Raw genomic sequence first — 25,013 nt, 5'->3', positions numbered from 1 at the left:
CGGCTCCATGTCACCAGTGTTACGTCACACCTCGGCGTAGCTGAGCTGCGCCTTTGCCTCGGTGGCGGCCGTGGAGTGCGCCTCGGCGGCCGGCCGCCGAAGGTATACGGCCCAGGTGACGGCGAAGCAGAGGCCGTAGAAGACCAGGAAGGCGACGAAGGCGCCGGTACCGGAGCCGTAGGAGAGGAAGGACTGCCGGAAGGCGAGGTTGATGCCGACGCCGCCGAGGGCGCCGACCGCGCCGATGAGGCCCATGGAGGCGCCGGACAGCCGACGCCCGTACGCGGCCGCCGCCTCCCCCTCCAGCCCCTTGGCGAGGGCCTTGGTGTGGAAGATGCCGGGGATCATCTTGTACGTCGAGCCGTTGCCGAGGCCGGCGAGCACGAACAGGACGATGAAGGCGGTGACGAACAACGCCAGCGACTTCTGCATGCTGGCCACGACCAGGACGGCGGTGGCGGCGGCCATGGCGACGTAGTTGTAGAGGGTGATCTTCGCGCCGCCGTACCTGTCGGCGAGCCGGCCGCCCACGGGACGGATCAGCGAGCCGAACAGCGGGCCCATGAAGGTGAGGTAGGTCGCCTGCAGCGGCGTGCGGCCGAACTGGTTGGTGAGCACCTGCCCGAAGGCGAAGCTGTAGCCGATGAACGACCCGAACGTCCCGATGTAGAGGAAGGACATGATCCAGGTGTGGGCGTCCTTCGCGGCGTCCTTGGCGGCGCCGGTGTCGTTCCTGACGTTCTCGATGTTGTCCATGAACAGCGCGGCGCAGCCGGCGGCGACGACGATGAGCGGGATGTAGACCCCGAGCAGCACGCGCGGTCCGCCGTTGGCACCGATGACGGCGAGGGCGACGAGCTGGATCGCGGCGACACCGAGATTGCCGCCACCCGCGTTGAGCCCCAGCGCCCACCCCTTCTTCTTCAGCGGGAAGAAGGCGTTGATGTTGGTCATGGAGGAGGCGAAGTTGCCGCCGCCGATACCGGCGAGGAGCCCGATCCACAGGAAGGTGCCGAACGAGGTCCCCGGCTTCATCACCGCGAACGCCGCGATCGTCGGGACGAGGAGGAGGCCGGCCGAGACGATCGTCCAGTTCCGCCCGCCGAAGATCGCGACGGCGAAGGTGTAGGGGACCCGGACGACGGCGCCGACCAGCGTCACCATCGACGTCAGCAGGAACTTGTCGGCCGGGGTGAGCCCGTACTCCGGGCCCATGAAGAGCACCAGCACGGACCACAGGGTCCAGACCGAGAACCCGATGTGCTCGGAGAACACCGAGAAGTACAGATTGCGCCGCGCGACCCTCTGCCCGGTCTCCTTCCAGAAGGTCTCGTCCTCGGGATCCCACTGCCGGATCCAGCGGCTGCGTGAGGCAGAGGTAAGGGCGGGGGTGGGGGAAGGGTCTGGGGCTGGGGCTGGGGCTGTCATGACGCCTCCACGGTGCTCCGTGTGCTCGGTCTTCCGACTCCGGATGAGTGACTGAGCCCGAAGGTAGGGAGGCGGCGTTTCCGCACTGTGGCTGTGGGTGACCGGAAGGGAACGTTGCTCTCACCCTGGCAGGAGGGCGGGTGAGAGGTCGGGGTCGGGCGGTGTCAGCGAGAGGGATGGGGAGGCTGCTGGGGCGGGGTGTAGGGCCCGTAGGGACCGGAGGGCTGCTGCTGGGGCGGGCCGTAGGGGCCAGGAGTGTGGGGTGCGGGCGGCTGCTGACCGTGACCGGCGGGGGCGGGCTGGGTGCCGTACGGGGGCTGGGCAGCGTACGGGCCGTAGGGACCGGCCTGCTGCGGCCACGGCTGCTGGTACTGGGTTTGCTGGGGTTGCTGGTACTGGGGTTGCTGGGGTTGCTGGTACTGGGGTTGCTGGTACTGGGGTTGCTGCCACGGCTGCTGGACCGGGGTCGGCTGCATCGGCGCCGGCGTGCCAGACCGCAGATAGCGCACCCGGCCGCCTTCCTCCGTCACCGGCACGAACCCGGCGGCGTGGAGGCGTTGCGCGAACTTGGCGTTGCGCCCACGGGTGATGAAGAGCCCGAGCCCCATGACGCCCATGAGAATCACCCATACGACCCCGGAGATGACGAATGCTCCGGCGCTCCCACCAGCCCGTGCCGCGGCCAGCACCAGCCCGAGGGTGATGCCACCGGCCCCGAGCAGCATCCGCTTCTCGGCGTTCTTGCCGGTGAGGTCGAACTGGATACGGGCCTTGAGCAGTTCGACGGCGTCGGGCACGAGCGGCGGCAGTGAGACGCCGTCGGCTGCGTTCGGATACTGCGCCCAGTTCTGCGCGGCACGGGCCCGGCCCTGCGGGCTGTGATCTGGCACGATCAGCATCTTGAGAACGTTGTTGCGGGAGCCGGTGTGGCGGGCGTCGGCGTACTCGTACCCGAACTGCTGGGCGATGAAGGCAAGCCGGGCGAGCTTCTTCACGGAGGCCCAGGCGTTGGTGAGCTCCACGGGCTCGCCGCCGGCCATCAACTGGAACATCTTCCGCACTTGCCGCGTACTCATCGGATCCACTCCCCGTATCCCCGTGACCGGCCGCTCACTCTTCGCTTGCGCAACCGGAGCAGTTTTTCACGCGGCCGATCCCCCTACGTCCGAACGTCCCTCACTCATGGGAAACTTGACCGCCCCTTGGCACAGTGACCCGCACGGGAACGGACATCCACGGCTGGCCGGACTACCGCACCCGGGCCTACGAGGCCTTCGCCTGCCTCTTCGGCGTGCGTGACTTCGACACCAGGTGAAGCCCTGGCTGACCTGACCGGAGGCGAACGCCATCGGCAGAACCCACCCCTACGGCCCGCCGCCGGTACGCGGTCCGCGGGGGACGGCCCATGGACCGGTTTGGACGCTGACGGAGACCAGGCGGGGATCACGGCGAGAGAATGTACGGCTGGTGCGTGGTTCGACGAGTGATGCTCGCTATCCTCTACCGCACCCCACTCAGGAATGGGAGAGCTCATGCCCGATGCTTCGAGGACCGAGGGTTCCACGGCACAGCGCCCTCAGCGCTCTCCCCTGGGGAACATCCTGTTCGGGGCAGCAGTGGTTGTGGTCCTCGCTGCCATGGCACTCGGGGCCTTCGCGGGAGTTGCGTTCATGGACGAGTTGGCGGACGTCTCTCCGATTTCGACCATGGTGCCTGACCACGGACGCACCGCTTTGATTGTCGGCGGTATCGGTGCGGGCGGTGTCATCGGCCTGACGCTCCCGATGATCTTGTTCGGCATGGTGCGGGGCAACGAGCAGGAGCCGCCGGTCGGCCTGGGCTCTGCCTTGCTGAAGGTGCTCGCCCTCCTGGTCTTCGGCGTCTATCTCCTGGTCATGTCGATCGTCGTGTCCCAGGTGGGATGGATCCTTCCCCAGGGGGTCACCACCCTTGTGGCTGTCTTCGCCATCGGTTTCGCTTGGATGCCGCTGGCCATGGTCCCGTGGGAAAAGCTGGGCTTGGGAGGGGTCGTAGGAGACCGCTTCGGGTCCCGTCGACCTTCGAACTCACACCAGACGGACTGAGTTCGCCAATTCGTCGGCGATACTTCCCAGTTCCTCACCCAATCCCAGCGTCATCCACAAGAGTCGGCATTCCAGGAGCGTCGGGTAGTCCCGCGGCAGCACGTAATGACTCACGCCTTCCAGGATCGCGCTGGTGTCGGTCTCAGGCGCGGTGGGCTCGAAACGGTGGACTCGGAGTGCCGGTCCCAGAGGGAGTTCGACCTCGGTAAGCGCAGGCCTCCCGAAAAAGGGGCCTTCCGCACAGGCCGCTTCGGCCCTGAGCACGTCCATGTTCAAGGCTTCTGGAGGGGCCTTCAGCTCCCGTGCTGTATAGCTGGCCAGGACCGCGCCGTTCGGCGGGGCCAGTAGCGCCGCGCACACCGCCCGCTGCCGTACGGCGGTGCCCCAGTACCACAGAAGGTCTTCGGCGAAAGCGCGACGCGATTCCGCCGAAGGTTCACCGTCGATGTGCTGTTCCGAGACCTCCTGCGCCCACTCTTCCGGATCTTCGCGTCCCAGATCGAGGACCAACCAGTTCACCGATGGCGTCAATGCGACCCGGCACTCGCGCCAGTTCCCCGCGGTCTCCACGAATCTCACTTTCCGGTCAGCACGGCATCGGGGCCGGTCACATCGATGTCCGGGTCTTCGCCCCACAGCCCGACGAAGCTGTTGGTGTCGGAAGTCGCTCCGATGCCTGTGGCCCCGAGGGCCCAGGCGTTGTAGGACAGAGCCTTCTTGAAGGCGTCGGGGGCGCCGATGAAGTCGAGATCCGCGGAGGACACATTCCTCATGCGACCGAGTTCATCCACCATGCCCGGCCCCACATACATGCTGGCCAGGCCGCGCACTCCCGCCGTGTTGTACGCGTTGCGGGCCGCAGCCAGGTTGTCGCCGACCTTGAACAGATCGCGCCAGTTGCTTCGGACGGCACCCAAGTCGTCCACGAAGGAGCCTTTCAGGCCCTTGAACGCGGCGGCGAACGACACTTCGGGGAGCACGGCGCCGGGTACCGCGCCCGCGCGCTGGCCGACCATCTCGACCACGAGGGCCCGTCTGGCCGCCGTACCGAGCGTCGGATTCCATGCACGGACGTACTGTGTGGCAGCGGTCCACACGCGGCTGCGCCCGACCGTGGCCGCGAGCTTGGATCCCGCAGAGAAGACGCGCCCGAGACCGAAGGTCGCGAGCCCGAGGACGTCCATCGCCACATCGCTCCAGGAGCCGTCCCCGTTGATGGCGAGCAGCAGGTGACAAGCGAGCGAGACCACAGTCATCAACAGTGCGACGGTCCCCAGGACGCCGGCGATCGCCTGCCCGATGATGGGGATCCAACCGACGAGCAGGGACACCACCCCACACACCGCGGCGATGGCACCTGCTGCATTGGCGACCCAGGTCAAGGTGTCCCGTAGGTCGTCCAGCCAAGAGTCGTTGAGTCCGTCGCCCCGTGTTGTGTCGTCAATGCGCTTGGCCGCCTTGTTCCCCGCGTTCTCATGGCGGGTCTTCACCGCTGCCAGCTTGTCCCGGAGGTCGTTGAGCCCGTCCTGGAGGTCGGTCACCTTCTTGTCGAGCTTGCCCTGCCCGTCTTGATCCGTGCCTTTGGGCGGGTTCTCGGCCTTGGACCGGGCCGAGGACAGATCGTCGTGCTGCTGTTCCGCCTGGGTGAGGAGGCGGTCCGCGTCGCCCTGGACGGTCTCCAGATCGGTGTAGTACTCCTTGAGAGCCGCTCCGGCCCCGGCGTAGCGGTCGTGCGCCCTGCTCACCGTCCGGGCGGTGTCGTTCGCCTTGTCGGCGAAGGCCCGTCCCGCATCGGAGTCCCAGCTCTCCTGGTTGCCGAGACGACGCAGCGCCGCGACGGTGCCGGAGATGGCCTTGGCCGTGGCCTCGAACCTGCGTGAGAGTGCTTCCATCTCGTGAACGTCGCCCGGTACGGGATCGCCGCTCTCGCCCAGCACTTCCCACCGGTAGTCCGCCGGGCGGCTCACTTCTTCTGTCCCTTGCCCACCAGCGCGCTGTACAGCGCCGTATCCAACTCCGTGTAGGCCTTGCCTGCTTCGTGGGCCAACTGGCCGAGTCCCTGGATCTGCTCGACCATCTTCTTGCGGTTGTCGTCCCAGCCGTCGGAGAAGTCCTGCAGCCGCTCGTACAGAAGCTTGTGCCCGACTGTGTGACGATCGTAAGAATCCATGAGCTTGTCGAGTCCTTCGAACTCCGTCGCCACCGATCGCAAGCCCGCTCCGGCCGTGTGCAGGTCGTCGGTCGAGACCTTGAGTTTCTTACTCACGCCTGTGCCCCCGTCGTCTCCTCGCCGCGGTGCCGCCAGCGCAAGGTCGCGGCCACCGCGTCGAACAACTCCACCACGGCGTCCGCGATCGGCTCCAGAGGTGTGCTGAAGGTCAGCATCAACACGTCGTCGCGGTCCGGAACCGGGATGAAATACTCCACGATCGTGTCCTGGAACTCGGATCCCAGCCGGCGTGACTCCTTGGTCCGGTCACGACGCAACAACCGGGCCGCTCGCCCTGCGGCGGGCAGGGTCACTGGTTCGACCTCACCGGAGCCGCTCAGGGCCGCCACCGCGTCAAGGCTGTCGAACTTCTCGTGGAGGTGCGACACCAGCAGCGAGGCCGAGAGCGGAATACCGCCCGCTTCCAGGAACGACAGATACAGCACCAGACCGCCTCGCTCGACCCCCGCCTCGGCCGCGCTGCGGAGTTGGTCCTCTGCCTTGCGGCGCAGTACGGGCTGATCGTCAACCCCGGCGAACTGCCGCCGGATCAAGGCACTGATCGAGGCCTCACGACGATCCGGCGGCTGCAGCGGAATGCGGTACCAGTCGTCGGGCGTGATCAGCCCGAAGGCGGGTGCCTGACGAACCGTCTGTTCTCGGCATGCATTCATTCGCTCAGGCACGGCGCCCAATGTCTCTCATCGGTTGACGGACTGGATCTCCTGCACGGTGACATCCTGAGGGTTGCCGAAGGCGCCGTCGGGCAGGTCGTCGCCGCTGCCGTCGCTGCCTGTCCAGCTGATCTTCCAGGTGACCGTGGCCTTGAGCTGGTACGAGCCGTTGCCGGACGAGCGGAGGTACTTCACCCCACAGGGTGGCGTCTTGTCAGCGTTGCCCGCGCTGTACTTCTCCCCGATACTTCCGTTATTGATCTCGCAGACACCCGAGGCTGGATAGGTGACGGCATCGGAAGTTCCCGGGTCGATCTTGAGGGATACCGGTTCGGCGGTGGTTGTCGCCGAGATACCCAGCAGCGGAACGCTGGCGGTGACCGACACCGGCTTGAACTTCGCGCCGTCGAGCCAGGCCCAGGTGGCGAGGTTGACCTTCGTCGTCCCTGCGGGGGCCAGGCTCACCTCCGTGGTCGGGACGCGGATCTCCTTGTACGCGAGTTCGCCGAGAACCTTCGGAGTTACGGCATTCTCGATGTCCGCCGGCGGGGTGGCGCCCTTGTCCACCCAGAAGATGGGCTTGTCGCACTTGTCCCACCCGGGCGGGAAGCTCTTGTCCACGTACGAGTCCCACCAGTAGCCCTTGTCGGCCTTGTCCTGGTTGAAGTCCTTGTACGGCTTCCCGTTGACGTAGCGGTCGCGCTGCTGTGCGTCCCATTCATAGCCCGTCGAGTCGGCCGCCCAGATCGGTTCCACGTAGGCCTTGAGCTGAGCTGGGGTGTATTTCGGGGCGTACCAGCAGGCAGGCGGGGTCCAGGAGGTGGTGGAGGCGACTGCGCCCACGGAAGGACCGGAGCCGTTCTTGGAGGTGTCGTAGACGACACCTGATGCGCTGGCCGAGATCGTCCCGTCCGGACTACTGTCGCCCTTCGGTCCCGGCTCAGAATTCTGCGCTTTGCCATCAAGGACGTCATCGGCGTTGGCCACGCTCGGAACAGTTAGAAGGGACAGACAAGTCCCCAGAGCAACCAGCAGGGGAAAAGCGCACGGCTTACGCATCAAGGCTGGCACTCGGCACTCCCAATCTGAGAAATGATCTTCTCGACCACCCAGACACCCTTGGTGTTCTTCTTCAATGAGGCGTGATAAGCGACGTAGCTCTTCGCGGTGACTTTGGTCTTCCTGATCTCATTGGTCTTGAGATATTTCACGAACGCCTTGCCCTGGTCTTCGCAATAGCTGAAGGAAGCCGTCCCATCCTTGGAAACAGCTACGTCAGGAGAGTAGAAGCGATAGGCGCCGGTGATGCTTGCTTTGTGGTCGACATAGTTCTGGATGAACTTCTGCGTACCTGCGGCCGCTTCACCCTCGTAGTAGTAGAGGTAGGCCTTGTCGAGGGCGTCCTGATGAACGATAGCGAGATCCACTGCCTTGATGGACTGCTCGCTGTCGGCCAGTACTGCATCCTTGTCGGCGTTGCCAGTCTGTGCCCAGTCAAAGCTGTACGACAAGTCGGACGGCATGTCGAGCTTCGGGCGACCATCGGACGCGGTGGAAGCAGACGCGCTCGGCGAAGCCGAAGTCGACGCCCCCGTGTCCGCGCCCGCGATCTTGTCGTTCGACTTGGAGTCACCTCCGTCGCCTCCGCCGCAGCCGGCAAGCAGCAGTGCGGCGGTCACACCGGCGGTGGCTGTCGTGAGCAGGCGGGAACGGCGGGTCACGGTGGGCTCCTGGTGGGGCGGTTGGGGTCTGCGAAGCAGCGAATACGGTATCGGGGTCTATCCGGAACGCACCAGAGCGATTTGCTGGGACCCAGCCGAACGAAACGCGCACGGCAGATCATAGTCGGGCAACTCAACTCCCCCGCCTCAGCTTTGGTGCCGTCCCGTGACATCGTCGCGACCCTCAGTTGGCCCGCGCAAAGGGCTGGTACCCGACGGCAGTGGCGGCTCTCGTCGGCCGATCACGGAACGGCCTTCACTTCAAACCGGCGGGACCTGTAACTTCACGTGTGCACAGGTTTGTTGACGGGGCGTACGCGACGGGGGTTGCGGGGTTATGGCGGGGTATCGGCCGGCGGACTGGCATCCACTCGACCTTGACAAGGACCCGACACCGGGCGACCCGCAACGCGTCCGCTCCCTGGCCAAGCAGCTGCACGACTTCGCCGACGACGTCTCCGACGCCCTGCGCCTGGTCAAAGGCATGGCCGGCGAGGACACGCTGCTGCAGTGGGCGGGCAAGTCCGCGGACATCTTCAAGGAGCAGTTCAAGGACGTTCCGAAGAACCTGAAGAAGCTGAAGAAGTCGTACGAGCTGTGCGGCGACGCGCTCTCGGACTACTGGCCCAAGCTGGAGCGCGCGCAGGCCCTGGCCGACAAGGCCCTCGCCAAGGCGAAGGACGCCCAGTCAGACCTCTCCTCCGCCAAGTCCCGTCTCTCCTCGGCTGATTCGTGGGTCACCCGGGCGGGCAAGGAAGCGGACAAGTACAAGGACGACCCCACCGGCAGCAAATCCAGCGCCGACAAGCCGGACGAGGCGAAGGTCCGCGCCGCCACCCGCGACGTCCAGAGCGCCAAGTCCGCCCATACCACGGCCCAGTCGGACGTCACCACCGCGCAGAACGCCCTCGACGCCGCGAAGAAGATGGCCGAGGACGCCCGGAAGATGCGCGACGACGCGGCCGGTGTGAAGGTGCCGGCGACGACCCAGGGCAGAACCGCGGCCGCGGTGTACGTCACACCGATGAGCCCGGCAGAGGTAGCCAAGAAGCCCGGCGGCTTCAAGTCCTACCTCGGCCTCACGAAGGAGAAGAGCGAATACATGATCGAGTTCGAGGCCGAGAAGAAGCTCTTCTCCGGGCGTCTGAGGGGCGAACGGGATCACATCTGGTTCTCCAACAGTGACGTGACCATCCCCCGTGACGCGATCCGCTATCACGGCCCGACCTCGGGCTGGACGGCCTGAGCGACGCAGGTCGCCCAGAAACGCACCACTGCGAGGAACTCCCGTGGATCTCACTGGCCACTCGACCGACTTCACCGCGGACTCGGCCTTCCCCGACGCCATGCGACGCTTCGTGGCACGCGCGGTGCGCCGGTGGCCGCGGCTCCTGCTGTCCGTGGAGCCGGCTGCCCATGAGGCGGACTGGCGACTGCCCGAACCCGACGACGACTACTCCGGCATCGTCACCTTCTCCTCCGGCCCGGAGATGGAGGACTTCTGGGAGGAGAACGGCTATGCGCTGGACGACTCGGGGCAGGGACCGTTCGCCGTCTTCTACCGGCGCCGTACCGGGCCGCTGCACGCCACCACGATCTCCGGAATCAGGACGGATGACCCTGACATCGGGCAGGCGGTCGAAGGAACGGGCCTTCTGATGGCCGAGTACTACACCGTCAGTCTGCTCACACCAGAGGATCCAGCGGCCGACCCCTTCTCCGCGGTGGTTGTGAAGGACTTCGTGGACTCCTTCAGCGCCGCCGCGTAAGAAGGTCCAGGCCTCTTCGAGCGTCACGATCGTCGACATACAGCAGGGAGCGCGGTGCTCGGCAGGGACAGCGAAGGCCCGGAACCCGACCTCGAGCACATCGAGGAACTGTGCTCCGCGGCCACACCCGGGCCGTGGTTTGTCAGAAACCTCGATGACGGCCATGCCATGAGCCGGGTCGCGGTCGGCACGGTGGAGGACATCGGGCGCGGAGAGAGGTGGCCCAACTTCGACCATGGGGAGTTGGTCGCGGCGACCCTGGTCCAGGAACCGCGTTGTGTGGACTGCGCCGACGAGCGCTGGGACGAGAACGCAGCGTTCATCGCGATGGCCAGAGAGGCTGTGCCCCGACTTGTGGAAGAGGTGAAGCGTCTCCGCCGGCTCCTTGCGGTGAGCGTTTCGGGTCTGTCACCGGACGAGTGAAAGATCTACCTGTCGGCCCAGCCCGCCGAGGTCCCGAACAGCCAGTCGTGGGAAGCAATGCGCGACAGGTGACGTTCGGCCGAGGTCCGGCGGCAGTTGTCGGAGTTGACGGCGAAGGGCGGACGGGTTCACCACTTCGACGCCCGCGAGCTGGTGACCGAACAGGGGGTCTACCGCACCTTCGCGGAAGTCCTGTGCTTCCCCGGATACTTCGGCAGGAACTGGGATGCTGTGGTCGACTGCCTGGACGACCTGTGCGGCGAGGTCACAGGGGAAGTGGGGATCGCGGGCGTCGTCCACGGTGCGGACCTCCTGCTGCAGGCGGAATACTTCCCGCTCTTGGTATCGGTTCTCTGCCAAGGCGCCGACCGCGCGAACTCGGCCGTGGACCTCGACGGCGGCCCCTGGGCCGGGACCGGCCCGCCATCGCCGAACATTTTCGTCTTCGAGTTCCATGATTTCGACCCCGCGAAGATCGCGGTCCGCGTCGGGCAGCATGATCTGACCGTCACCACGGGGGACGGATTCGTGGGAGTCGCGCTGAATCCCGAGGAATGGCACTGAGGCAGCGGCGTCTCATGGCGCCCGCCGGCGAGCCCGCCCTCGCCGTACCCCGTCCGGCCACAACCGTGCCCTGCGCCCCGCCGCCACATCCTCCACCCACCCGAACGTCACCACCGCCACCGCTATCAGGGGCCACACCACCACGGACATCCAGAAGCCGTACGTCGAGTCCAGCAGGGACGCCGCTCGGTCGGAGGCCATGAACGGCAGGTTGTACGCCTGGTCGATGATCGGGACTGTCGCCATGATCAGCATGTTGTGCCAGAGGTAGATCGTCACCGCGCGGTTGTTGGAGAGGGTGATCGGTCTGTCCCAGCGGCGGAGGCGGCCAGGCAACTCACGCCATGACGGGGCGTATTGGAGGAGCAGGACCACCGCACCGAACGACCAGCACGCCTGCGCCAGTGGGATGTCGTTCAGGTCCCAGCCGTCGGGGCCCAGGTGGCCCGACGCCCACCACAGGCCCAGCGCCATCACCAGGCAGGACAGCGAGACCGCCACGTAGCGCGGGACCCGCGCCAGGGCGCCCTCGTGGTGGGCGAAGCCCAGGATCCAGCAGCCGCCGTACACCGCGAAGTCCGTTACCGCGTTGCCCGTTTCGCCGGGGATCCGTACCCATCCCGTGCCCACCACCGCCGTCAGCGCCAGCGGGGCCAGCGTCGTCGGCAGCGGCGCCTTGCGGAACGCCCAGAGCAGCAAGGGGGACAGCAGGACGAACCACACGTACGCGCGCAGGTACCACAGCGGGCCCGCCGCCTGTTCCGCCCAGGTGTCGTCCAGCAGGCCCGATGCCGAGCCCAGGTGTTCGGGGTACGGCGGGGCGCCGATCGGGAGGAAGTAGTCGATCAGCCTTGCCCAGCCGGCCCATCCGCCTCCGACGTCCGGGTCCGTCAGAGGGTTCCAGCCCGCCGTGAGCATCAGCGTCAGCAGTACCGCGCTGAACAGCCACAGCGGCGGGAGGAGACGGCGGAGCCTGCCCCGGATCACGTTCGCCGCCGGGCGGTTCAGGCTGCGTGCCATCAGCGAGCCCGCCAGCGCGAACATCACGCCCATGGAAGGGAAGAGGACCGTCAGCCACGGCCAGCCGAAGAGGTGGTAGGTCACTACTCGGAGCAGGGCCAGCGAGCGGAGGAGGTCCAGGTAGCGGTCCCGGCCGCCGCCCCCGCCCGTCCCCTTCCCCGGCTCCGAGGGCACCCTTGGTTTCGTCTCGGCCTGTGTCATGCCGCCTGCCTCCCCTTGGTCCGGCCGACGCCGCCGCCCGGCGCCTCGACCACACCCGTGCGCCGCAGCTTCTGCCAGCGCAGGCGGCCGCCGGTGAGGGCCGTGATCCAGGACTGGAGCAGTACGACGTACATGAGCTGGCGGTAGAGGATCTGCTGGAGGGGGAGCGAGATGAGATGGGTCATGCGTTCGCGGTCCAGGTGGAAGGCGTAGGCCGCGCAGAGCGCCTGGACGGCCAGCACGCCCAGCCAGGCGCCGATCGTCTTCTGCGTCGGGCCGAAGACGATGCCGTAGAGGAGGAACGCGTCGATCAAGGGAGCGAGGAGAGGGGCTACCACCATGAACAGGGACACCAGAGGCAGGCCTACCCTGCCGAAGCGGCCCGACGGCCCCCGGTCCAGCAGCGCCCCGCGGTGTTTCCAGATCGCCTGCATCGTGCCGTACGACCAGCGGTAGCGCTGGGACCAGAGCTGGGAGACGGACTCCGGGGCCTCGGTCCAGGCCCGTGCCCGTTCCGCGTACACCACCCGCCAGCCGTCCCGGTGGATGGCCATCGTGATGTCCGTGTCCTCGGCGAGGGTGTCGTCGCTCATGCCGCCGACCCGTTCCAGGGCGGTGCGGCGGAAGGCGCCCACCGCGCCGGGGATCGTCGGCATGCAGCGCAGTACGTCGTACATACGGCGGTCCAGGTTGAAGCCCATCACGTACTCGATGTGCTGCCAGGCGCCGATCAGTGAGTCCCGGTTGCCGACCTTCGCGTTGCCGGCGACGGCGCCGACCCGCGGATCGCCGAAGGGCTGGACCAGCTCCCGGACCGTGGCCGGTTCGAACACCGTGTCGCCGTCCATCATCACGACGATGTCGTGACGGGCGTTGGCGAGACCGCGATTGAGAGCCGCCGGCTTGCCCCCGTTCATCTGGCGGATCACCCGGACGTCCGGCAGGTGCAGGTCCTCCACGATCCGTGCCGTGCCGTCCGTCGAACCGTCGTCGATGACGAGGATCTCGATCGGGTGCTCGCTCGCGATCAGTGAACGGACCGTGCTCTCAATGCACTTGGCCTCGTTGTAGGCCGGGACGAGGACGGAGACCGGTTCCGTCACCGGGCGGCCCCAGCAAAAGCCCCTGCGGCGGACCCTGCGGGTGTGCACAAAGGAGAGCCAGAGCATCAGGGCGAAACGGGCCAGCACCGCCGCGCCGATCACCGCAAGGCCGGCCACCAGCGCGTCCGTGACGCCGTCCGCCGCCTGGACCAGGGAGATCCACGCCATGCCCTGCCACAGGTCGGGGCCGGCGACCGGGGTGTGCGCGCTCGGTGCGTTCAGGGCCTCGGTGAGGTTGTCGAAGGTGTAGCCGCGGTGCTGGAGCAGGGGAAGAAAGTGGTCCAGGGCCTGGACCGTCTGGTGGCGGTCGCCGCCCGAGTCGTGCATCAGGACGACCGCGCCCTTGCCGCCGTGCGGAGTCGCGTTGCGGATGATGTCGTCGACGCCGGGCTTACGCCAGTCCTCGCTGTCCGTGTTGTTGACGACGGTGATGTAGCCGCGCGTACCGATGTACTCCGTCACCGGCCAGGAACGGTTGTCCATCGCGTCGGCGAAGGAGGAGTAGGGCGGCCGGAAGAGCGACGTACGGATACCGGCCGCGCCGGTGATCGCCAGCTGGGTCTGGGACAGCTCCCAGTCGATGCGCTTCCTCGACTGGTACGACAGGTCGGGGTGGCTGAAGGTGTGCACGCCGACCTCGTGGCCCTCGGCCGCCATGCGCCGGACCAGCTGCGGATAGCGGGAGGTCATGGTGCCGGTGACGAAGAAGACGGCGTGCGCGTGGTGCTTCTTCAGGACGTCCAGGACCTGCGGGGTCCAGGTCGGGTCGGGGCCGTCGTCGAAGGTGAGGACCAGACGGCGGTCGGGGATGCGCAGCGACGTCGTACGGCCGCCCCGCGTGTCGATGACCGGGCCGCCGTCCAGGATCTTCTCCGGGACCTTGTCGGAGGATGCCTCGGGGCGGACGCGGTGGTCGGCGAGGATCTCGCTGTGGACGTAGCCGCGCAGCATCAGCATCGCCATCACGGCGGCGAGGACCAGCACGGGCAGCGTCAGACGCATGGACAGGCGGCGGCGCCTGGAGCCGTCGGTGGGTGCGGGCGCGGCCCCATGACGACCGGTCCGGGTGCGGGTGCGGGTGCGGGTTGCCATCAGAGGACTGGGGCGGGAGAGGAGGAGGCGGCGCCGGTCCCGTTCCGGGGGGCCGCGCCCTCGGCGACCGGGCCGCCGGTCGGGGCGGGCGAATCGCTGGGCGAGGCCGGGGGCGACGACGCGGCAGGGGTCGGGGCGTCCGACGAGGGCGCCACCGGGGACGGCGAGGCCGCCGCGGACGACGACCCGGGCTTGGGCGGGGAGCCCGTCGCCCCGGCGGGTGATGTCGGGTGCGCGGACGCCGACGCGCTCGGCCGGACAGCACCCTTCTTCCCCGCTCCGCGCATCCGCGAGGAGGCGCGGGCCGACGGGGCCGTACCGCCGCTGACGACCGGTCCAGCCACCGGGGCGCCGTCGCCCGAGGACCGGGCGGACCGCGCGGGCTGCGGCGAGTCGTCGACCTTGCTGGCCGGCCTGTCGTCGTTCTGCCCGGGCACCGGCAGCCAGGGCGCGTCGGAACTGCCCGACAGCAGGGTTACGACGATGACGACCGCGTAGACCGCGCAGGCGAGGCCGACGGCCATCCCGAGCCTGCGGAACCGGCGGCTGCGGCGCCCCGACTCGTCGACGAAGACGGGCGCGTCGGAGGCGTCCGCCGCACCGGGCGGCCGTATCCGCACGGCGCCGACATCGTGCTGGATGGTCACCTCGTCCGGGTCATGAACCGAGACCGAGCCCGCTGCACCGCTGGGGACCAGGCCCGCTGCACTGCTGGAGACGAGGTCTTCCGCACTGCTGAGGCCCAAGCCCTCGGCACTGCTCGAGACCAGGCCCGCTGCACCACCCAGGCCCACGCCCAGGCCCGCTGCACCGCCCAGACCCAGACCCTCGGCACCGCCCAGACCCAGACCCTCCGCGCCGCTCCACGGATCCCGCAGCGCACCGGTCTGCAGCACCTCGGTCAGTTCGGAACCGTCAGCGCCCTGGAGGGCCTCCCTCGGCTCGTCTCGTCCCGCCAGTGGCACATCCCGGGCGTCCAGGGCCACCTGGAGCAATTCCGGCTGGGTTTCTTCTCGCCAACTTTTCACGCGCTTACATCCCCCCACGGGACTGTTCTGGGCGCGCTGACGAACCCGAGCACACGTCGACGGAACCGAGCCCCCACCCGGTTCCGAGCGCCCCCTTTTAGCTCTCCGTGCTCGGGGCCATGAAGCTAGCGCACGAGGGGGTGCCGTGTTCTCGATGTGTCATTTGTGGTCGTCCATCACATCTTGATCACTGGCCGGAATCCATCCATCGGCCGGCCGCTGAAGCCAGCCTTCCGCCCGCCCGATCTCGGCGGCCGCCCGCCGCAGCGCGTCCACTCCCGGATGGACCAGCCCCTTTCGCCACACGAGGGACACGGGCGACAACGGGACCGGATCGACCAGGGGCCGCGAGACCGTCCCAGGTATGGCCGGAAATCCCACTACCCCGAGGATCGAATTCCGGTTCTTGGTCATGATGCGCTCGAATTCCTCCTCCCCGACGGCCAGCGGCAGGGGTGGCGCGACCGCGATACCTCGCCCTTCGAAGAGGCGAAAGGCCAGGTCAGTCCATTCCAGGGTGCGCTCGTTCCCGGCGCCGGCGTACACGGTCTCGCCGGCCAGCGCGGCCAGCGGCACCGCGTCCAGCGCCGCAAGCCGGTGATCGGAGGGGAGAATTACGGCCATGCGTTCGAATCGTACGGGCTGTTGTTCGAGTCCGGATCGCAGCGCCGGATCCAGTCCCGCGAACCGTCCGAAGGACGCGTCGAGCCGCCCGGCGAGGAGTTGGGCCGCCGCTCCGGTGAGCCCGCTCTCATAGCGGGCCATCAGCTCGCAGTCGGGGGCGAGTTCGCGGGCGCGGTGCAGCACCCGGCGGCCGGTCTCCAGGCCCGGGGAGTTGAGGTCCACCAGCAACGGCCGGGCCTGCCCGAACGCGGCGAGCAGCGCGTCCTGGGCGGCCAGCACCCGGCGGGCGTACGGCAGCAGACGGGCGCCGTCGGCGGTCAGGGCGACCTGCCGGGTGGTCCGGAGGAACAGCTCGGCGCCCAACTCCCGCTCCAGTCGCCGTACATCACGGCTCAGGGCCTGCTGGGCGACGTACAGCCGGGCCGCGGCACGGGTGAAGTGCAGTTCCTCGGCGACGGTGACGAAGACACGCAGGAGCCGGGGGTCGATGTGGGCGGGCGCTGACATCACGCGAACTTACAACACGACTGCGTGAATCGGCGCCGAGCAGGTGTTGGACCCCCTGATCGGCTCCGGGCGACTGTGGTGTCCATGCCGCAACCGACTGAGCCGAGCCCCCGGAAGCTCCTTCACACCGTCACCGCCGACGCCCTCGTCACCGTCGACTTCGGCCCCCGCCGCTCCGCCGGCTCCCGCCGCCGGCCCGGCCCCTACCGCCGCCTCTTCGCCCGCCCCGGCACCCGCGCCTTCACCGCCGGGAACCTGCTGGCCCGGTTGCCGATGGGCATGTTCAGCGTCAGCGCGGTCGTGATGATCGCGGGTTCCCGTGGCTCGTACGCCCTCGCCGGCGCCGTCACCGCGACCGGCCTCGCGGCGACGGCGGTGGCCGGGCCGTGGGTGGCGCGGCTCGTCGACCGGTACGGACAGGCGCGGGTCGCCGTACCCACCACGGTCATCGCCGTCCTCGGCAGCCTCGCCCTGCTGCTCTGCGTCCGCTTCGGCACCCCGGACTGGACCCTGTTCGCCGCCTACGCGGCAACCGCCACCACCCCCAACCTCGGCGGCATGTCCCGCGCCCGCTGGGCCCACCTGTTGCGCGACGACCCGGACGCCCTGCACACCGCGAACTCCTTCGAACAGGCCGCCGACGAGCTGTGCTTCATGCTCGGCCCGGTGCTGGCGTCCTTCCTGACCGGCACGTTCTTCCCGGAGGCCGGCACGCTGGTCGGCGCGGTCCTGCTGCTGTCCGGCATGGTGCTGTTCACCGCCCAGCGGGCCACCGAGCCACCGCTCCGGGCCACCCGCGCCGGGAAGGGACCGCTGGGCATCCCTTCCCTCCTGGCCTGCTTCGTCGCGACCGGCGCGGTGTTCGGCTCGATGGAGGTCGTCACGATCGCCTACGCCGACGCCCAGGGCCACCGTTCGGCGGCCGGTGCCGTTCTCGCCCTCCAGGCGGCCGGCTCCTGCGCGGCGGGGCTGGTCTACGGGGCGCTCAGGCCGGCGGGGCCGGCCGAACGGCGGCTGCCGACATGCCTGTTGGCGATGGCGGCCCTGATGTCCCTCCCCCTCCTCGCCGCTCGCACCATCGACAGCCTCTGGGCCCTGGCGCCCGCCCTGCTCGTGGCCGGTATGGCGACCGCCCCGACGATGGTGACCGCGATGACCCTGGTCCAGGACCGCACCCCCGCGGGCCGCCTCAACGAGGGGATGAGCCTGGTCGTGACCGCACTGCTGACCGGTATCGCCGCGGGCTCCGCGGTCGGCGGCTGGGCGGCGGAACACGTCTCGCCGACGGCCGCGTTCACCACCCCGGCCGCGGCGGCCGCGGTAGCTCTTCTGGTCAACACGGCCAGTCGAATCGCTTCCCCCAATTCCCGCCGCACCCATTGACGCCCCCACAGCCCGCACCTACCTTCCCCGTCGAAGCGCTTCGACGCCCCGCATCGAACCGATTCGACGCGGGGCGAGCACCATCCATCCGGCTCCCCCTTCTATCTGACCGACGCGGGCTACGGCGTCTTCGTCGACCATCCGGGAAAGGTGTCCTTCGAGGTCGGTTCGGAGGCGGTGTCCCGGGTCCAGTTCAGCGTGGAATCACAGCAGTTGACGTACTACGTCATCCACGGCCCGGCCCCGAAGGACATCGTGCGCAAGTACACGGCCCTGACCGGCCGTCCGGCGCTCCCGCCCGCCTGGTCCTTCGGCCTCTGGCTCTCGACGTCCTTCACCACGTCGTACGACGAGAAGACGGTCACGTCCTTCATCGACGGCATGCGGGAGCGTGAACTCCCGCTCTCCGTCTTCCACTTCGACTGTTTCTGGATGCGGGAGTTCAACTGGTGCGATTTCCGGTGGGACCCGCGGGTCTTCCCCGACCCGGAGGGGATGCTGGCGCGGCTGCACGAGCGCGGACTGCGGGTGTGCGTCTGGATCAATCCGTACATCGCGCAGCGGTCGCCGCTGTTCGTCGAAGGGAGGGAACTGGGACACCTGCTGCGGCGACCGGACGGGAGCGTGTGGCAGTGGGATCTGTGGCAGCCGGGGATGGCACTGGTGGACTTCACGTCCGCGGCGGCCCGCGACTGGTACGCGGGCAAGCTGGAGGCCCTGCTCGCCCAGGGTGTCGACTGCTTCAAGACCGACTTCGGGGAACGGGTGCCGGTGGACGTGGCCTGGTCCGACGGGTCGGACCCGGAGCGGATGCACAACTACTACACCTATCTGTACAACCGGACCGTCTTCGAGGTGCTGCGCAAGCACCGGGGTGAGGGCGAGGCGGTCCTCTTCGCGCGGTCGGCGACGGCCGGGAGCCAGAAGTTCCCCGTGCACTGGGGCGGCGACTGCGAGGCGACGTACGAGTCGATGGCCGAGTCGCTGCGCGGCGGGCTCTCGCTCGGCCTGTCCGGCTTCGGCTACTGGAGCCATGACATCGGCGGCTTCGAGGGCACGCCCACGCCGGCGCTGTTCAAGCGCTGGCTGGCCTTCGGGCTCCTCTCCTCCCACAGCCGGCTGCACGGCAGCTCGTCGTACCGCGTCCCCTGGCTCTTCGACGACGAATCCGTGGAAGTGCTCCGGCACTTCACCCGGCTGAAGCTGAGCCTGATGCCGTACCTGTACGAGGCCGCGCGCACCGCCTCCGCCGAGGGCCTGCCGATGATGCGGGCGATGGTCCTGGAGTTCCCGGACGATCCCGGGTGCGCGCATCTGGAACGGCAGTACATGCTGGGCCCGGATCTGCTGGTGGCGCCGGTGTTCAGCGACGAGGGGGAGGTCTCGTACTACGTCCCCGAGGGAACCTGGACGTGCTTCGTGACCGGGGCGACCGTGACCGGGCCGCGCTCGGTGCGTGAGCGGCACGGTTTCCTGAGCGTGCCGCTGCTGGTGCGGCCGGGTGCGGTGATCCCGGTCGGCGCGGTGGCGGACCGCCCGGACTACGACCACGCGGACGGGGTGACGCTGCGGGCGTACGGTCTGGAGCGCGGCGCGCAGGTCACGGTGCCGGTCGGGGACGTCACCTTCACCGTCGTACGTGAAGGGGACACGCTGCGGGCCTCATGCGGTGATCCGGCGGCGGCGTGGTGTCTGGCGGCCGGGGAGCGGACGGCGCGGGCGGCGGCCGGCACCGGGTTTCTCTCCCTGGAGCTGGGCTGATGGTGAAGATCACCGACGTGGCGCGGCACGCCGGGGTCTCCCCCAGCACGGTGTCCTACGCGCTCAGCGGCAAGCGCCCGATCTCGGAGGAGACCCGGCGGCGGATCGAGGCGTCCATCCACGAACTGGGCTACCGCCCGCACGCCGGCGCCCGCGCCCTGGCCAGCAGCCGCTCCAACGTCCTCGCCCTGGTGATCCCCCTACGCACCGGCATCCACGTCCCGGTCGTCATGCAGTTCGTGGTGTCGGTGGTGACGACGGCCCGCCGGTACGACCACGACGTACTGCTCCTGACCCAGGAGGAGGGCGAGGAGGGGCTGCACCGGGTCGCCGACACGGCCCTGGTGGACGCGCTGATCGTGATGGACGTCCAGTTGCACGACCCCCGGCTGCCGCTGCTGCGCGCGCTGGAGCGGCCGTCGGTACTGATCGGCTTCCCGGCCTCCTCCGAGGGCCTGACCTGTGTCGACCTGGACTTTCGGGCGGCCGGTGAGCTGTGCGTGGAGCGGCTGGCGGGGTTGGGACACCGGGCACGACGAGGGCCCGGTGGTCTTGACCACCGGGCCCTCGTGAACATGGAGACTGTGGAGATGGCGGGAATCGAACCCGCGTCCAACGGTGCGGAACCAGGGCTTCTCCGTGCGCAGTCCGCTGTGATTTTCTCGGCCCCGGCGATCACGCGAACAAGTCGCCGACGGGCCCAGTCACTGTTAGATTTCCCTCTTCACCCCGTGACCGGGATCAAGGTTTAGTTCCCTAGCTGATGCCAGGATCCGGGTCGGGAACAGCCCCGGGCTGACACTTCGCAAGTCGCTACTTAGGCAGCGAGGGCGAAGGAATCGCGCTTGGTATTGGCGATTATTTTTTTCGGCCTGTGGTTTACGAGATCATGGCCGCTTCCTCGACACGCTTCCCCTGCCTCGACATCCGCTGTCGAAACCGATCATCCCCATGTTGATTTCTCAATGTGCACACCGGGTTCCCCCGGTGTTGACCCCATCGTACGTGACCAACGCACGACGGTGCCAGCCTATTCCCGTCGGCTACGCGTCCCGCTGCCGCCGCTTGGCCGAAGCGATCGCCCGGTCCGACTCCCGGCGGTCCTGCTGCTCCCGCAGGGTCTGCCGCTTGTCGTACTCCTTCTTGCCTCGGGCGAGGGCGATCTCCGCCTTGGCGCGGCCGTCCTTGAAGTACAGGGCGAGGGGCACGATCGTGTGACCCGTCTCCTGGGCCTTGACCTCCAGCTTGTCGATCTCCTCCCGGTGCAGCAGCAGCTTGCGCTTGCGGCGCACCGAGTGGTTGGTCCAGGTGCCCTGGCTGTACTCGGGGATGTGCGCGTTGTGCAGCCACGCCTCGTTGCCGTCGATCTGGACGAAGCCGTCAACCAGCGAGGCCCGGCCCTGCCGCAGCGACTTCACCTCGGTGCCGGACAGGACGATGCCGGCCTCGTAGGTGTCGATGATCGCGTAGTCGTGCCGCGCCTTCTTGTTCTGCGCGACGATCTTGCGCTTGCCGCCCTTCTCGCCGTCCCTGGCTTTGGCGGCCGTCCCCTGCTGCTTCTGCTGGGACTCTTTCGGTACGTACATTCCCTTGGCCATAGTGCCCTCCATTTTCGCACTACGGAGGGGGTGCGAGGGAAGCGGATTAGCAGCGGGTTCCGCGGTTCCGCAAGGCCTGCGACGATCTAGGACGGGTCGCCCAGGCCGCTGAGGACCGTCTCCGCCCGCTCCAGCGCCCCGGAGTCCACCTCCAGGTCGGGGGTGATGCCCCGGCGGTCGACGGTGTGGCCCAAGGGGGTGCGGTAGTGGCCGACGGTGAGCTCGGCGACGGAGCCGTCGGGGAGCCGGGTGGGCATCTGGATGGAGCCCTTGCCGAAGGTGCGGGAGCCGAGGACGACCGCACGGCCGCGGTCCTGGAGGGCGCCGGTGAGCATCTCGGCCGCGCTCATCGTGCCGCCGTCGACGAGCGCGACCAGGGGCCTCGTGGTGTCGCCGCCGGCGTGGGCGTGCAGGGAGCGCTGGGCGCCGTCGACGTCGTAGGTGGCGACCAGGCCGCCGTCGAGGAAGGCGGAGGCGGCGGTGACGGCCTCGCTGACCAGGCCGCCGGAGTTGCCGCGCAGGTCGAGGATGATCCCGGCGTCGGCGGGGGCCTGCCGGACCGCGTCGCGCACAAGATCCCCCGAGCCCTTGGTGAAGGCGGAGATCTTGATGACGGTGATGCCGGTGGGCAGCTTGCGGACGGTCACCGAGTCGGTGGACAGCAGCGCCCGGCGCAGGGTCTCGCTCCACGCGTGCGTGCCGCGTTCGAGCCCGAGGTCGACGGTCGTACCGGCGCGGGCGTCGGTGGCGTCACCGCGCAGCAACGAGACGACGTCGGTGACGGGCCGCCCGTCGACGTTCTCCCCGTCGACGCTGCGCAGCCGGTCGCCTCTCTTGATGCCGGCGGCGGCCGCGGGCGACCCGGGCTGCACCTTGGTCACCTCGATCCGCCCGTCCCGCTCGAGCCGGGCCCACAGCCCGACACCGGTGTACTGGCCGTCGAGCGACTCCTCGAACTCCTGGTACTCGCCCTCGGAGTAGACCGCGGCCCACCGGTCCCCGCTGCGGCTCACGGCCCGTTCGGCGGCCTCCATGGGGGACTTGCCGTCGGCCATCGCGTCGGCGGCGGCCTTGGCGACGTCCTCCTGCCCGTCGGCCGCGAGGGCGGCCCCGGTGGGCGTCTTCCGGTCGGCCTGCCCGGGGTCGGGAAACGCCCCGGTGGCCGCGCCGGTCACCAACAGGCCTGCGAACACCAACGTCAGAGCCGCCACCCGGCGAACCCGGCGGGGGGGACAGAACAGCTCTCGGCCTGACATGCCGGTGAGTCTAGGACAACCCGAAGGACCGCACGGGAGGTTGTTCGTACGCCCCTCGTGGCATCCGTCACGCCTCTCCGCCCCAGGGGGAACACGGCGTCCACGAGACGATCAAGGGTTCACTCGTGAGAGTTGCGGTGACCCAAGTGTGCCCAGATGTTCGGAGATCGCCCTTATTGTCCGATGAAAAGCGCGGTGACCGGGCAGAGGGGCCGACGAAGTGGCCGAAGTGGCCAAGGTACGGCGGAAGGCCAACGAGGCGGCCGGGCACGTCCGGTACACCCATCCCCCCTACGGGTGTCGCCCCACGCCGGCGCGAGACCTCCTGGAGCGGCGCTCCAGGAGGTGGCCCGAGCCAGGAATCCCCTCCCTCCCGGGAGGGGAGCGGTCACACCTTCAGGTACTTGCGCAGCGCGAAGAACGCCGCAAGCGCGGGCATCAGGAGGCTCGTTGCGAGGATGAGCGGGAGCTTGGTCAACACCGCGTCCCAGCCGATGAAGTTGATCAGGTTCAGCTTCTGGGAGAGCGCCAGGCCGTGGTCGATGATGAAGTAGCGGGCGATCACCAGGAATCCGCAGGCGACCGTGCCGCCGATCAGGCCGGCGACGGCGGCCTCCGCGATGAACGGGGCCTGGATGTAGAAGCCGGAGGCACCGACCAGGCGCATGATGCCGGTCTCCCGCCGACGGCTGAACGCCGAGACGCGCACGGTGTTGACGATCAGCATCAGCGCGACGATCAGCATCATCGCCATGACCGCGCGTGCCGCCCAGTTCATGCCGTTCAGCAACCCGAAGAGGTTGTCCAGAATGCCCTTTTGGTCCTGGACGGACTGCACCCCGTCACGACCGTCGAAGGCGGTCGCGACGACCTGGTACTTCTGCGGGTCCTTCAGCTTGATCCGGTACGACTCCTGCATCTGGTCCGGCGTGAGGGAGTCGGCCAGGGGTGAGTCGCCGAACTGCTGCTTGTAGTGCTTGTACGCCTGGTCCTGCGACTCGTAGGTGACCTTCTCGACCACCGACATCTTGCCGAGGTCCGCCTGGATCTGCTTCTTCTGGTCCTCGGTGACCGCGCCCTTGGCACAGTTGGGGTCGGACTCGGCGTCGCTCTTGTTGCAGAGGAAGATCGAGACGTTGACCTTGTCGTACCAGTAGCCCTTCATGGTGGTGACCTGGTCGCTCATCAGGAGCGAGCCACCGAAGAGCGCCAGGGACAGGGCGACCGAGACGACGACCGCGAAGGTCATCGTCAGATTGCGGCGGAGACCGACTCCGATCTCCGACAGTACGAACTGGGCGCGCATGGCGTCGGGTTATGCCTTTCCGTCGTGGAGCGCGTGAAGCGTCGGGAACGTATGGATCGGTGTCAGTGCTGGTAGCCGTAGACGCCGCGGGCCTGGTCGCGGACGAGGCGGCCCTTCTCCAACTCGATGACGCGCTTGCGCATCTGGTCCACGATGTTCTGGTCGTGGGTGGCCATCACCACGGTGGTGCCGGTGCGGTTGATGCGGTCGAGCAGCTTCATGATGCCGACCGAGGTCTGCGGGTCGAGGTTGCCCGTGGGCTCGTCCGCGATCAGCAGCTTGGGCCGGTTCACGAAGGCGCGCGCGATGGCCACGCGCTGCTGCTCACCACCGGAGAGCTCGCCCGGCCTCCGGTCCTCCTTGCCGCCGAGCCCGACGAGGTCGAGCACCTGGGGCACGGACTTGCGGATCTCGCCCTTGGACTTGCCGATGACCTCCTGGGCGAAGGCCACGTTCTCGGCAACCGTCTTGTTGGGCAGCAGGCGGAAGTCCTGGAAGACCGTCCCGAGCTGGCGGCGCATCTGCGGCACCTTCCAGTTGGTGAGACGGGCCAGGTCCTTGCCCAGGACGTGCACCTGGCCATGGCTGCACCGCTCCTCGCGGAGGACCAGCCGCAGGAAGGTGGACTTTCCGGAGCCGGAGGACCCCACGAGGAACACGAACTCACCCTTCTCCACTTCCAGGGACACATCCCTGAGTGCGGGGCGGGTCTGCTTGGGGTAGACCTTGGAGACATTGTCGAATCGGATCACGGATGCACCACGGGTCGCCGGGGGTAGATGAGCGTGACCATACGCGAGTCGGGTGAGGAAGCGCAGGCGCCGGTCACGGTTGGGCGAGGCTTGTGCGGTTTTGTTCGGGGGCGAGGTCTGCGGACGGCCGCGCCCTTTCCGGGGGAACCTGGCACAGTGGGAGGGGAACGTTCTCGCTCCGCGGAGCGTTGTGTGGGTAATGGCCGGTGCGAGGAGGGCGAGCGCATGACGTACGACCGGTTGGTGTGCGCGAACTGCGCGGCGCCCGTGAACGAAGGCCGGTGCCCCGTGTGCCGTGCAAACCGCGAGCGTCTTCAGCAGGAGAACTTCCTGGGCGGTCTGAACCCGATGGCGCTGATCGGGCTGCTGGTGGTGCTGATCGCCGCGGTGGCGCTGCTGGCACATCAGACCGCGTAGCGAAGCTCACAGGCACAGAAAAGCGACCGAAGGGCCCGGAGCCGCCGCTCCGGGCCCTTCGCCGCACCTCACGCATAACGCTGTGTGAGGTGG

General features: G+C 68.3%; 22 protein-coding genes, 1 other RNA gene and 3 pseudogenes. 9 read left to right on the top strand and 17 right to left on the bottom strand.

Going from position 1 to position 25,013, the window contains the following annotated elements; translation table 11 throughout:
• Window positions 1-24 precede the first annotated feature (24 nt).
• A complete protein-coding gene (locus tag ABZ396_RS02815) occupies window positions 25-1,428 on the bottom strand; it encodes a NarK family nitrate/nitrite MFS transporter (RefSeq protein ID WP_358922336.1) in 1,404 nt (467 codons plus the stop codon).
• 164 nt (window positions 1,429-1,592) lie between these two features.
• Window positions 1,593-2,504: a hypothetical protein gene (locus ABZ396_RS02810; RefSeq protein WP_358922337.1), complete on the bottom strand. Its 912-nt coding sequence runs from the start codon at window positions 2,502-2,504 to the stop codon at window positions 1,593-1,595.
• A gap of 594 nt (window positions 2,505-3,098) precedes the next feature.
• Here ABZ396_RS02810 and ABZ396_RS02805 point away from each other — a divergent pair.
• On the top strand, window positions 3,099-3,512 hold the full coding sequence (locus ABZ396_RS02805) for a hypothetical protein (RefSeq protein WP_358922338.1): 414 nt from the start codon (window positions 3,099-3,101) through the stop codon (window positions 3,510-3,512).
• On the opposite strand, the gene ABZ396_RS02800 is transcribed toward ABZ396_RS02805, so the two are convergent.
• From ABZ396_RS02800 to ABZ396_RS02775, 6 genes are all read right to left on the bottom strand, one after another.
• Entirely contained in the window at window positions 3,495-4,082 is a 588-nt protein-coding gene (locus ABZ396_RS02800) for a hypothetical protein (RefSeq protein WP_358922339.1), read from the bottom strand. The two genes, ABZ396_RS02805 and ABZ396_RS02800, sit on opposite strands and share 18 nt — an antisense overlap.
• Window positions 4,083-4,087: 5 nt before the next feature.
• Window positions 4,088-5,479, bottom strand: a complete 1,392-nt coding sequence (locus tag ABZ396_RS02795) for a hypothetical protein (RefSeq protein WP_359183702.1) — start codon at window positions 5,477-5,479, stop codon at window positions 4,088-4,090.
• The gene (locus tag ABZ396_RS02790; RefSeq protein ID WP_358922341.1) at window positions 5,476-5,778 is read right to left on the bottom strand and encodes a hypothetical protein; all 303 of its coding nucleotides are present in this window, start codon (window positions 5,776-5,778) and stop codon (window positions 5,476-5,478) included. Before ABZ396_RS02790 ends, ABZ396_RS02795 begins: the two co-directional genes overlap by 4 nt.
• Window positions 5,775-6,416 (bottom strand): hypothetical protein, encoded by a 642-nt coding sequence (locus ABZ396_RS02785; protein ID WP_358922342.1) that lies wholly within the window; start codon window positions 6,414-6,416, stop codon window positions 5,775-5,777. Before ABZ396_RS02785 ends, ABZ396_RS02790 begins: the two co-directional genes overlap by 4 nt.
• A 6-nt stretch (window positions 6,417-6,422) precedes the next feature.
• The gene (locus ABZ396_RS02780) at window positions 6,423-7,382 is read right to left on the bottom strand and encodes a hypothetical protein (protein ID WP_358922343.1); all 960 of its coding nucleotides are present in this window, start codon (window positions 7,380-7,382) and stop codon (window positions 6,423-6,425) included.
• Between the two features lie 71 nt (window positions 7,383-7,453).
• Window positions 7,454-8,116, bottom strand: a complete 663-nt coding sequence (locus ABZ396_RS02775; RefSeq protein ID WP_358922344.1) for a hypothetical protein — start codon at window positions 8,114-8,116, stop codon at window positions 7,454-7,456.
• A 337-nt stretch (window positions 8,117-8,453) separates the two neighbouring features.
• Here ABZ396_RS02775 and ABZ396_RS02770 point away from each other — a divergent pair.
• From ABZ396_RS02770 to ABZ396_RS02755, 4 genes and pseudogenes are all read left to right on the top strand, one after another.
• Window positions 8,454-9,080, top strand: a pseudogene (locus ABZ396_RS02770) (putative T7SS-secreted protein); the annotation flags it as partial.
• 325 nt (window positions 9,081-9,405) lie between these two features.
• The gene (locus ABZ396_RS02765; protein WP_358922346.1) at window positions 9,406-9,885 is read left to right on the top strand and encodes a hypothetical protein; all 480 of its coding nucleotides are present in this window, start codon (window positions 9,406-9,408) and stop codon (window positions 9,883-9,885) included.
• Window positions 9,886-9,939: 54 nt separating this feature from the next.
• Window positions 9,940-10,308 carry a hypothetical protein gene (locus ABZ396_RS02760; RefSeq protein ID WP_358922348.1) on the top strand — a complete coding sequence of 123 codons (369 nt, stop codon included), beginning with the start codon at window positions 9,940-9,942 and terminating at the stop codon, window positions 10,306-10,308.
• Window positions 10,309-10,413: 105 nt separating this feature from the next.
• Window positions 10,414-10,872, top strand: coding sequence for a barstar family protein (locus ABZ396_RS02755; RefSeq protein WP_358922350.1), 459 nt, complete (start codon window positions 10,414-10,416; stop codon window positions 10,870-10,872).
• 12 nt (window positions 10,873-10,884) lie between these two features.
• On the opposite strand, the gene ABZ396_RS02750 is transcribed toward ABZ396_RS02755, so the two are convergent.
• The 4 genes from ABZ396_RS02750 to ABZ396_RS02735 all read right to left on the bottom strand — a co-directional run bounded on the left by ABZ396_RS02750 (window position 10,885) and on the right by ABZ396_RS02735 (window position 16,447).
• Window positions 10,885-12,093: an acyltransferase gene (locus ABZ396_RS02750; protein WP_358922352.1), complete on the bottom strand. Its 1,209-nt coding sequence runs from the start codon at window positions 12,091-12,093 to the stop codon at window positions 10,885-10,887.
• Window positions 12,090-14,288, bottom strand: a complete 2,199-nt coding sequence (locus ABZ396_RS02745) for a glycosyltransferase (RefSeq protein WP_358922354.1) — start codon at window positions 14,286-14,288, stop codon at window positions 12,090-12,092. The genes ABZ396_RS02750 and ABZ396_RS02745 overlap by 4 nt, the downstream gene beginning before the upstream one ends.
• Complete coding sequence (locus tag ABZ396_RS02740) at window positions 14,288-15,316, bottom strand: hypothetical protein (protein WP_358922356.1); 1,029 nt, start codon at window positions 15,314-15,316, stop codon at window positions 14,288-14,290. The genes ABZ396_RS02745 and ABZ396_RS02740 overlap by 1 nt, the downstream gene beginning before the upstream one ends.
• 159 nt (window positions 15,317-15,475) lie before the next feature.
• The gene (locus ABZ396_RS02735; protein WP_358922358.1) at window positions 15,476-16,447 is read right to left on the bottom strand and encodes a LysR family transcriptional regulator; all 972 of its coding nucleotides are present in this window, start codon (window positions 16,445-16,447) and stop codon (window positions 15,476-15,478) included.
• An 84-nt stretch (window positions 16,448-16,531) separates the two neighbouring features.
• On the opposite strand from ABZ396_RS02735, the gene ABZ396_RS02730 reads away from it, so the two are divergent.
• The 3 genes and pseudogenes from ABZ396_RS02730 to ABZ396_RS02720 all read left to right on the top strand — a co-directional run.
• Window positions 16,532-17,830, top strand: a complete 1,299-nt coding sequence (locus ABZ396_RS02730) for an MFS transporter (protein WP_358922360.1) — start codon at window positions 16,532-16,534, stop codon at window positions 17,828-17,830.
• A 96-nt stretch (window positions 17,831-17,926) separates the two neighbouring features.
• Window positions 17,927-19,591: pseudogene (gene yicI, locus ABZ396_RS02725) on the top strand (alpha-xylosidase); the annotation flags it as partial.
• Window positions 19,591-20,121, top strand: a pseudogene (locus tag ABZ396_RS02720) (LacI family DNA-binding transcriptional regulator); the annotation flags it as partial. The pseudogenes yicI and ABZ396_RS02720, both read left to right, overlap by 1 nt.
• A 52-nt stretch (window positions 20,122-20,173) precedes the next feature.
• On the opposite strand, the gene ssrA reads toward ABZ396_RS02720, so the two are convergent.
• From ssrA to ftsE, 5 genes are all read right to left on the bottom strand, one after another.
• Window positions 20,174-20,542, bottom strand: a transfer-messenger RNA (tmRNA) gene (gene ssrA / locus ABZ396_RS02715).
• A gap of 92 nt (window positions 20,543-20,634) precedes the next feature.
• Complete coding sequence (smpB, locus tag ABZ396_RS02710; protein ID WP_358922362.1) at window positions 20,635-21,177, bottom strand: SsrA-binding protein SmpB; 543 nt, start codon at window positions 21,175-21,177, stop codon at window positions 20,635-20,637.
• 98 nt (window positions 21,178-21,275) lie between these two features.
• The gene (locus tag ABZ396_RS02705) at window positions 21,276-22,445 is read right to left on the bottom strand and encodes a S41 family peptidase (protein WP_358922364.1); all 1,170 of its coding nucleotides are present in this window, start codon (window positions 22,443-22,445) and stop codon (window positions 21,276-21,278) included.
• Window positions 22,446-22,833: 388 nt separating this feature from the next.
• On the bottom strand, window positions 22,834-23,751 hold the full coding sequence (ftsX, locus tag ABZ396_RS02700) for a permease-like cell division protein FtsX (protein ID WP_358922365.1): 918 nt from the start codon (window positions 23,749-23,751) through the stop codon (window positions 22,834-22,836).
• Between the two features lie 62 nt (window positions 23,752-23,813).
• Window positions 23,814-24,503, bottom strand: a complete 690-nt coding sequence (gene ftsE, locus ABZ396_RS02695; RefSeq protein WP_358922367.1) for a cell division ATP-binding protein FtsE — start codon at window positions 24,501-24,503, stop codon at window positions 23,814-23,816.
• Window positions 24,504-24,728: 225 nt separating this feature from the next.
• On the opposite strand from ftsE, the gene ABZ396_RS02690 reads away from it, so the two are divergent.
• Complete coding sequence (locus tag ABZ396_RS02690; RefSeq protein WP_358922369.1) at window positions 24,729-24,920, top strand: hypothetical protein; 192 nt, start codon at window positions 24,729-24,731, stop codon at window positions 24,918-24,920.
• Window positions 24,921-25,013: the final 93 nt, after the last annotated feature.

The sequence above is a fragment of the Streptomyces sp. NPDC005866 genome, assembly GCF_040629895.1.
In the GTDB taxonomy this organism is placed as follows: domain Bacteria; phylum Actinomycetota; class Actinomycetes; order Streptomycetales; family Streptomycetaceae; genus Streptomyces.
The sequence above is the reverse complement of the archived record's forward strand: the minus strand, read 5'-3'. Positions and strand labels throughout refer to the sequence as shown.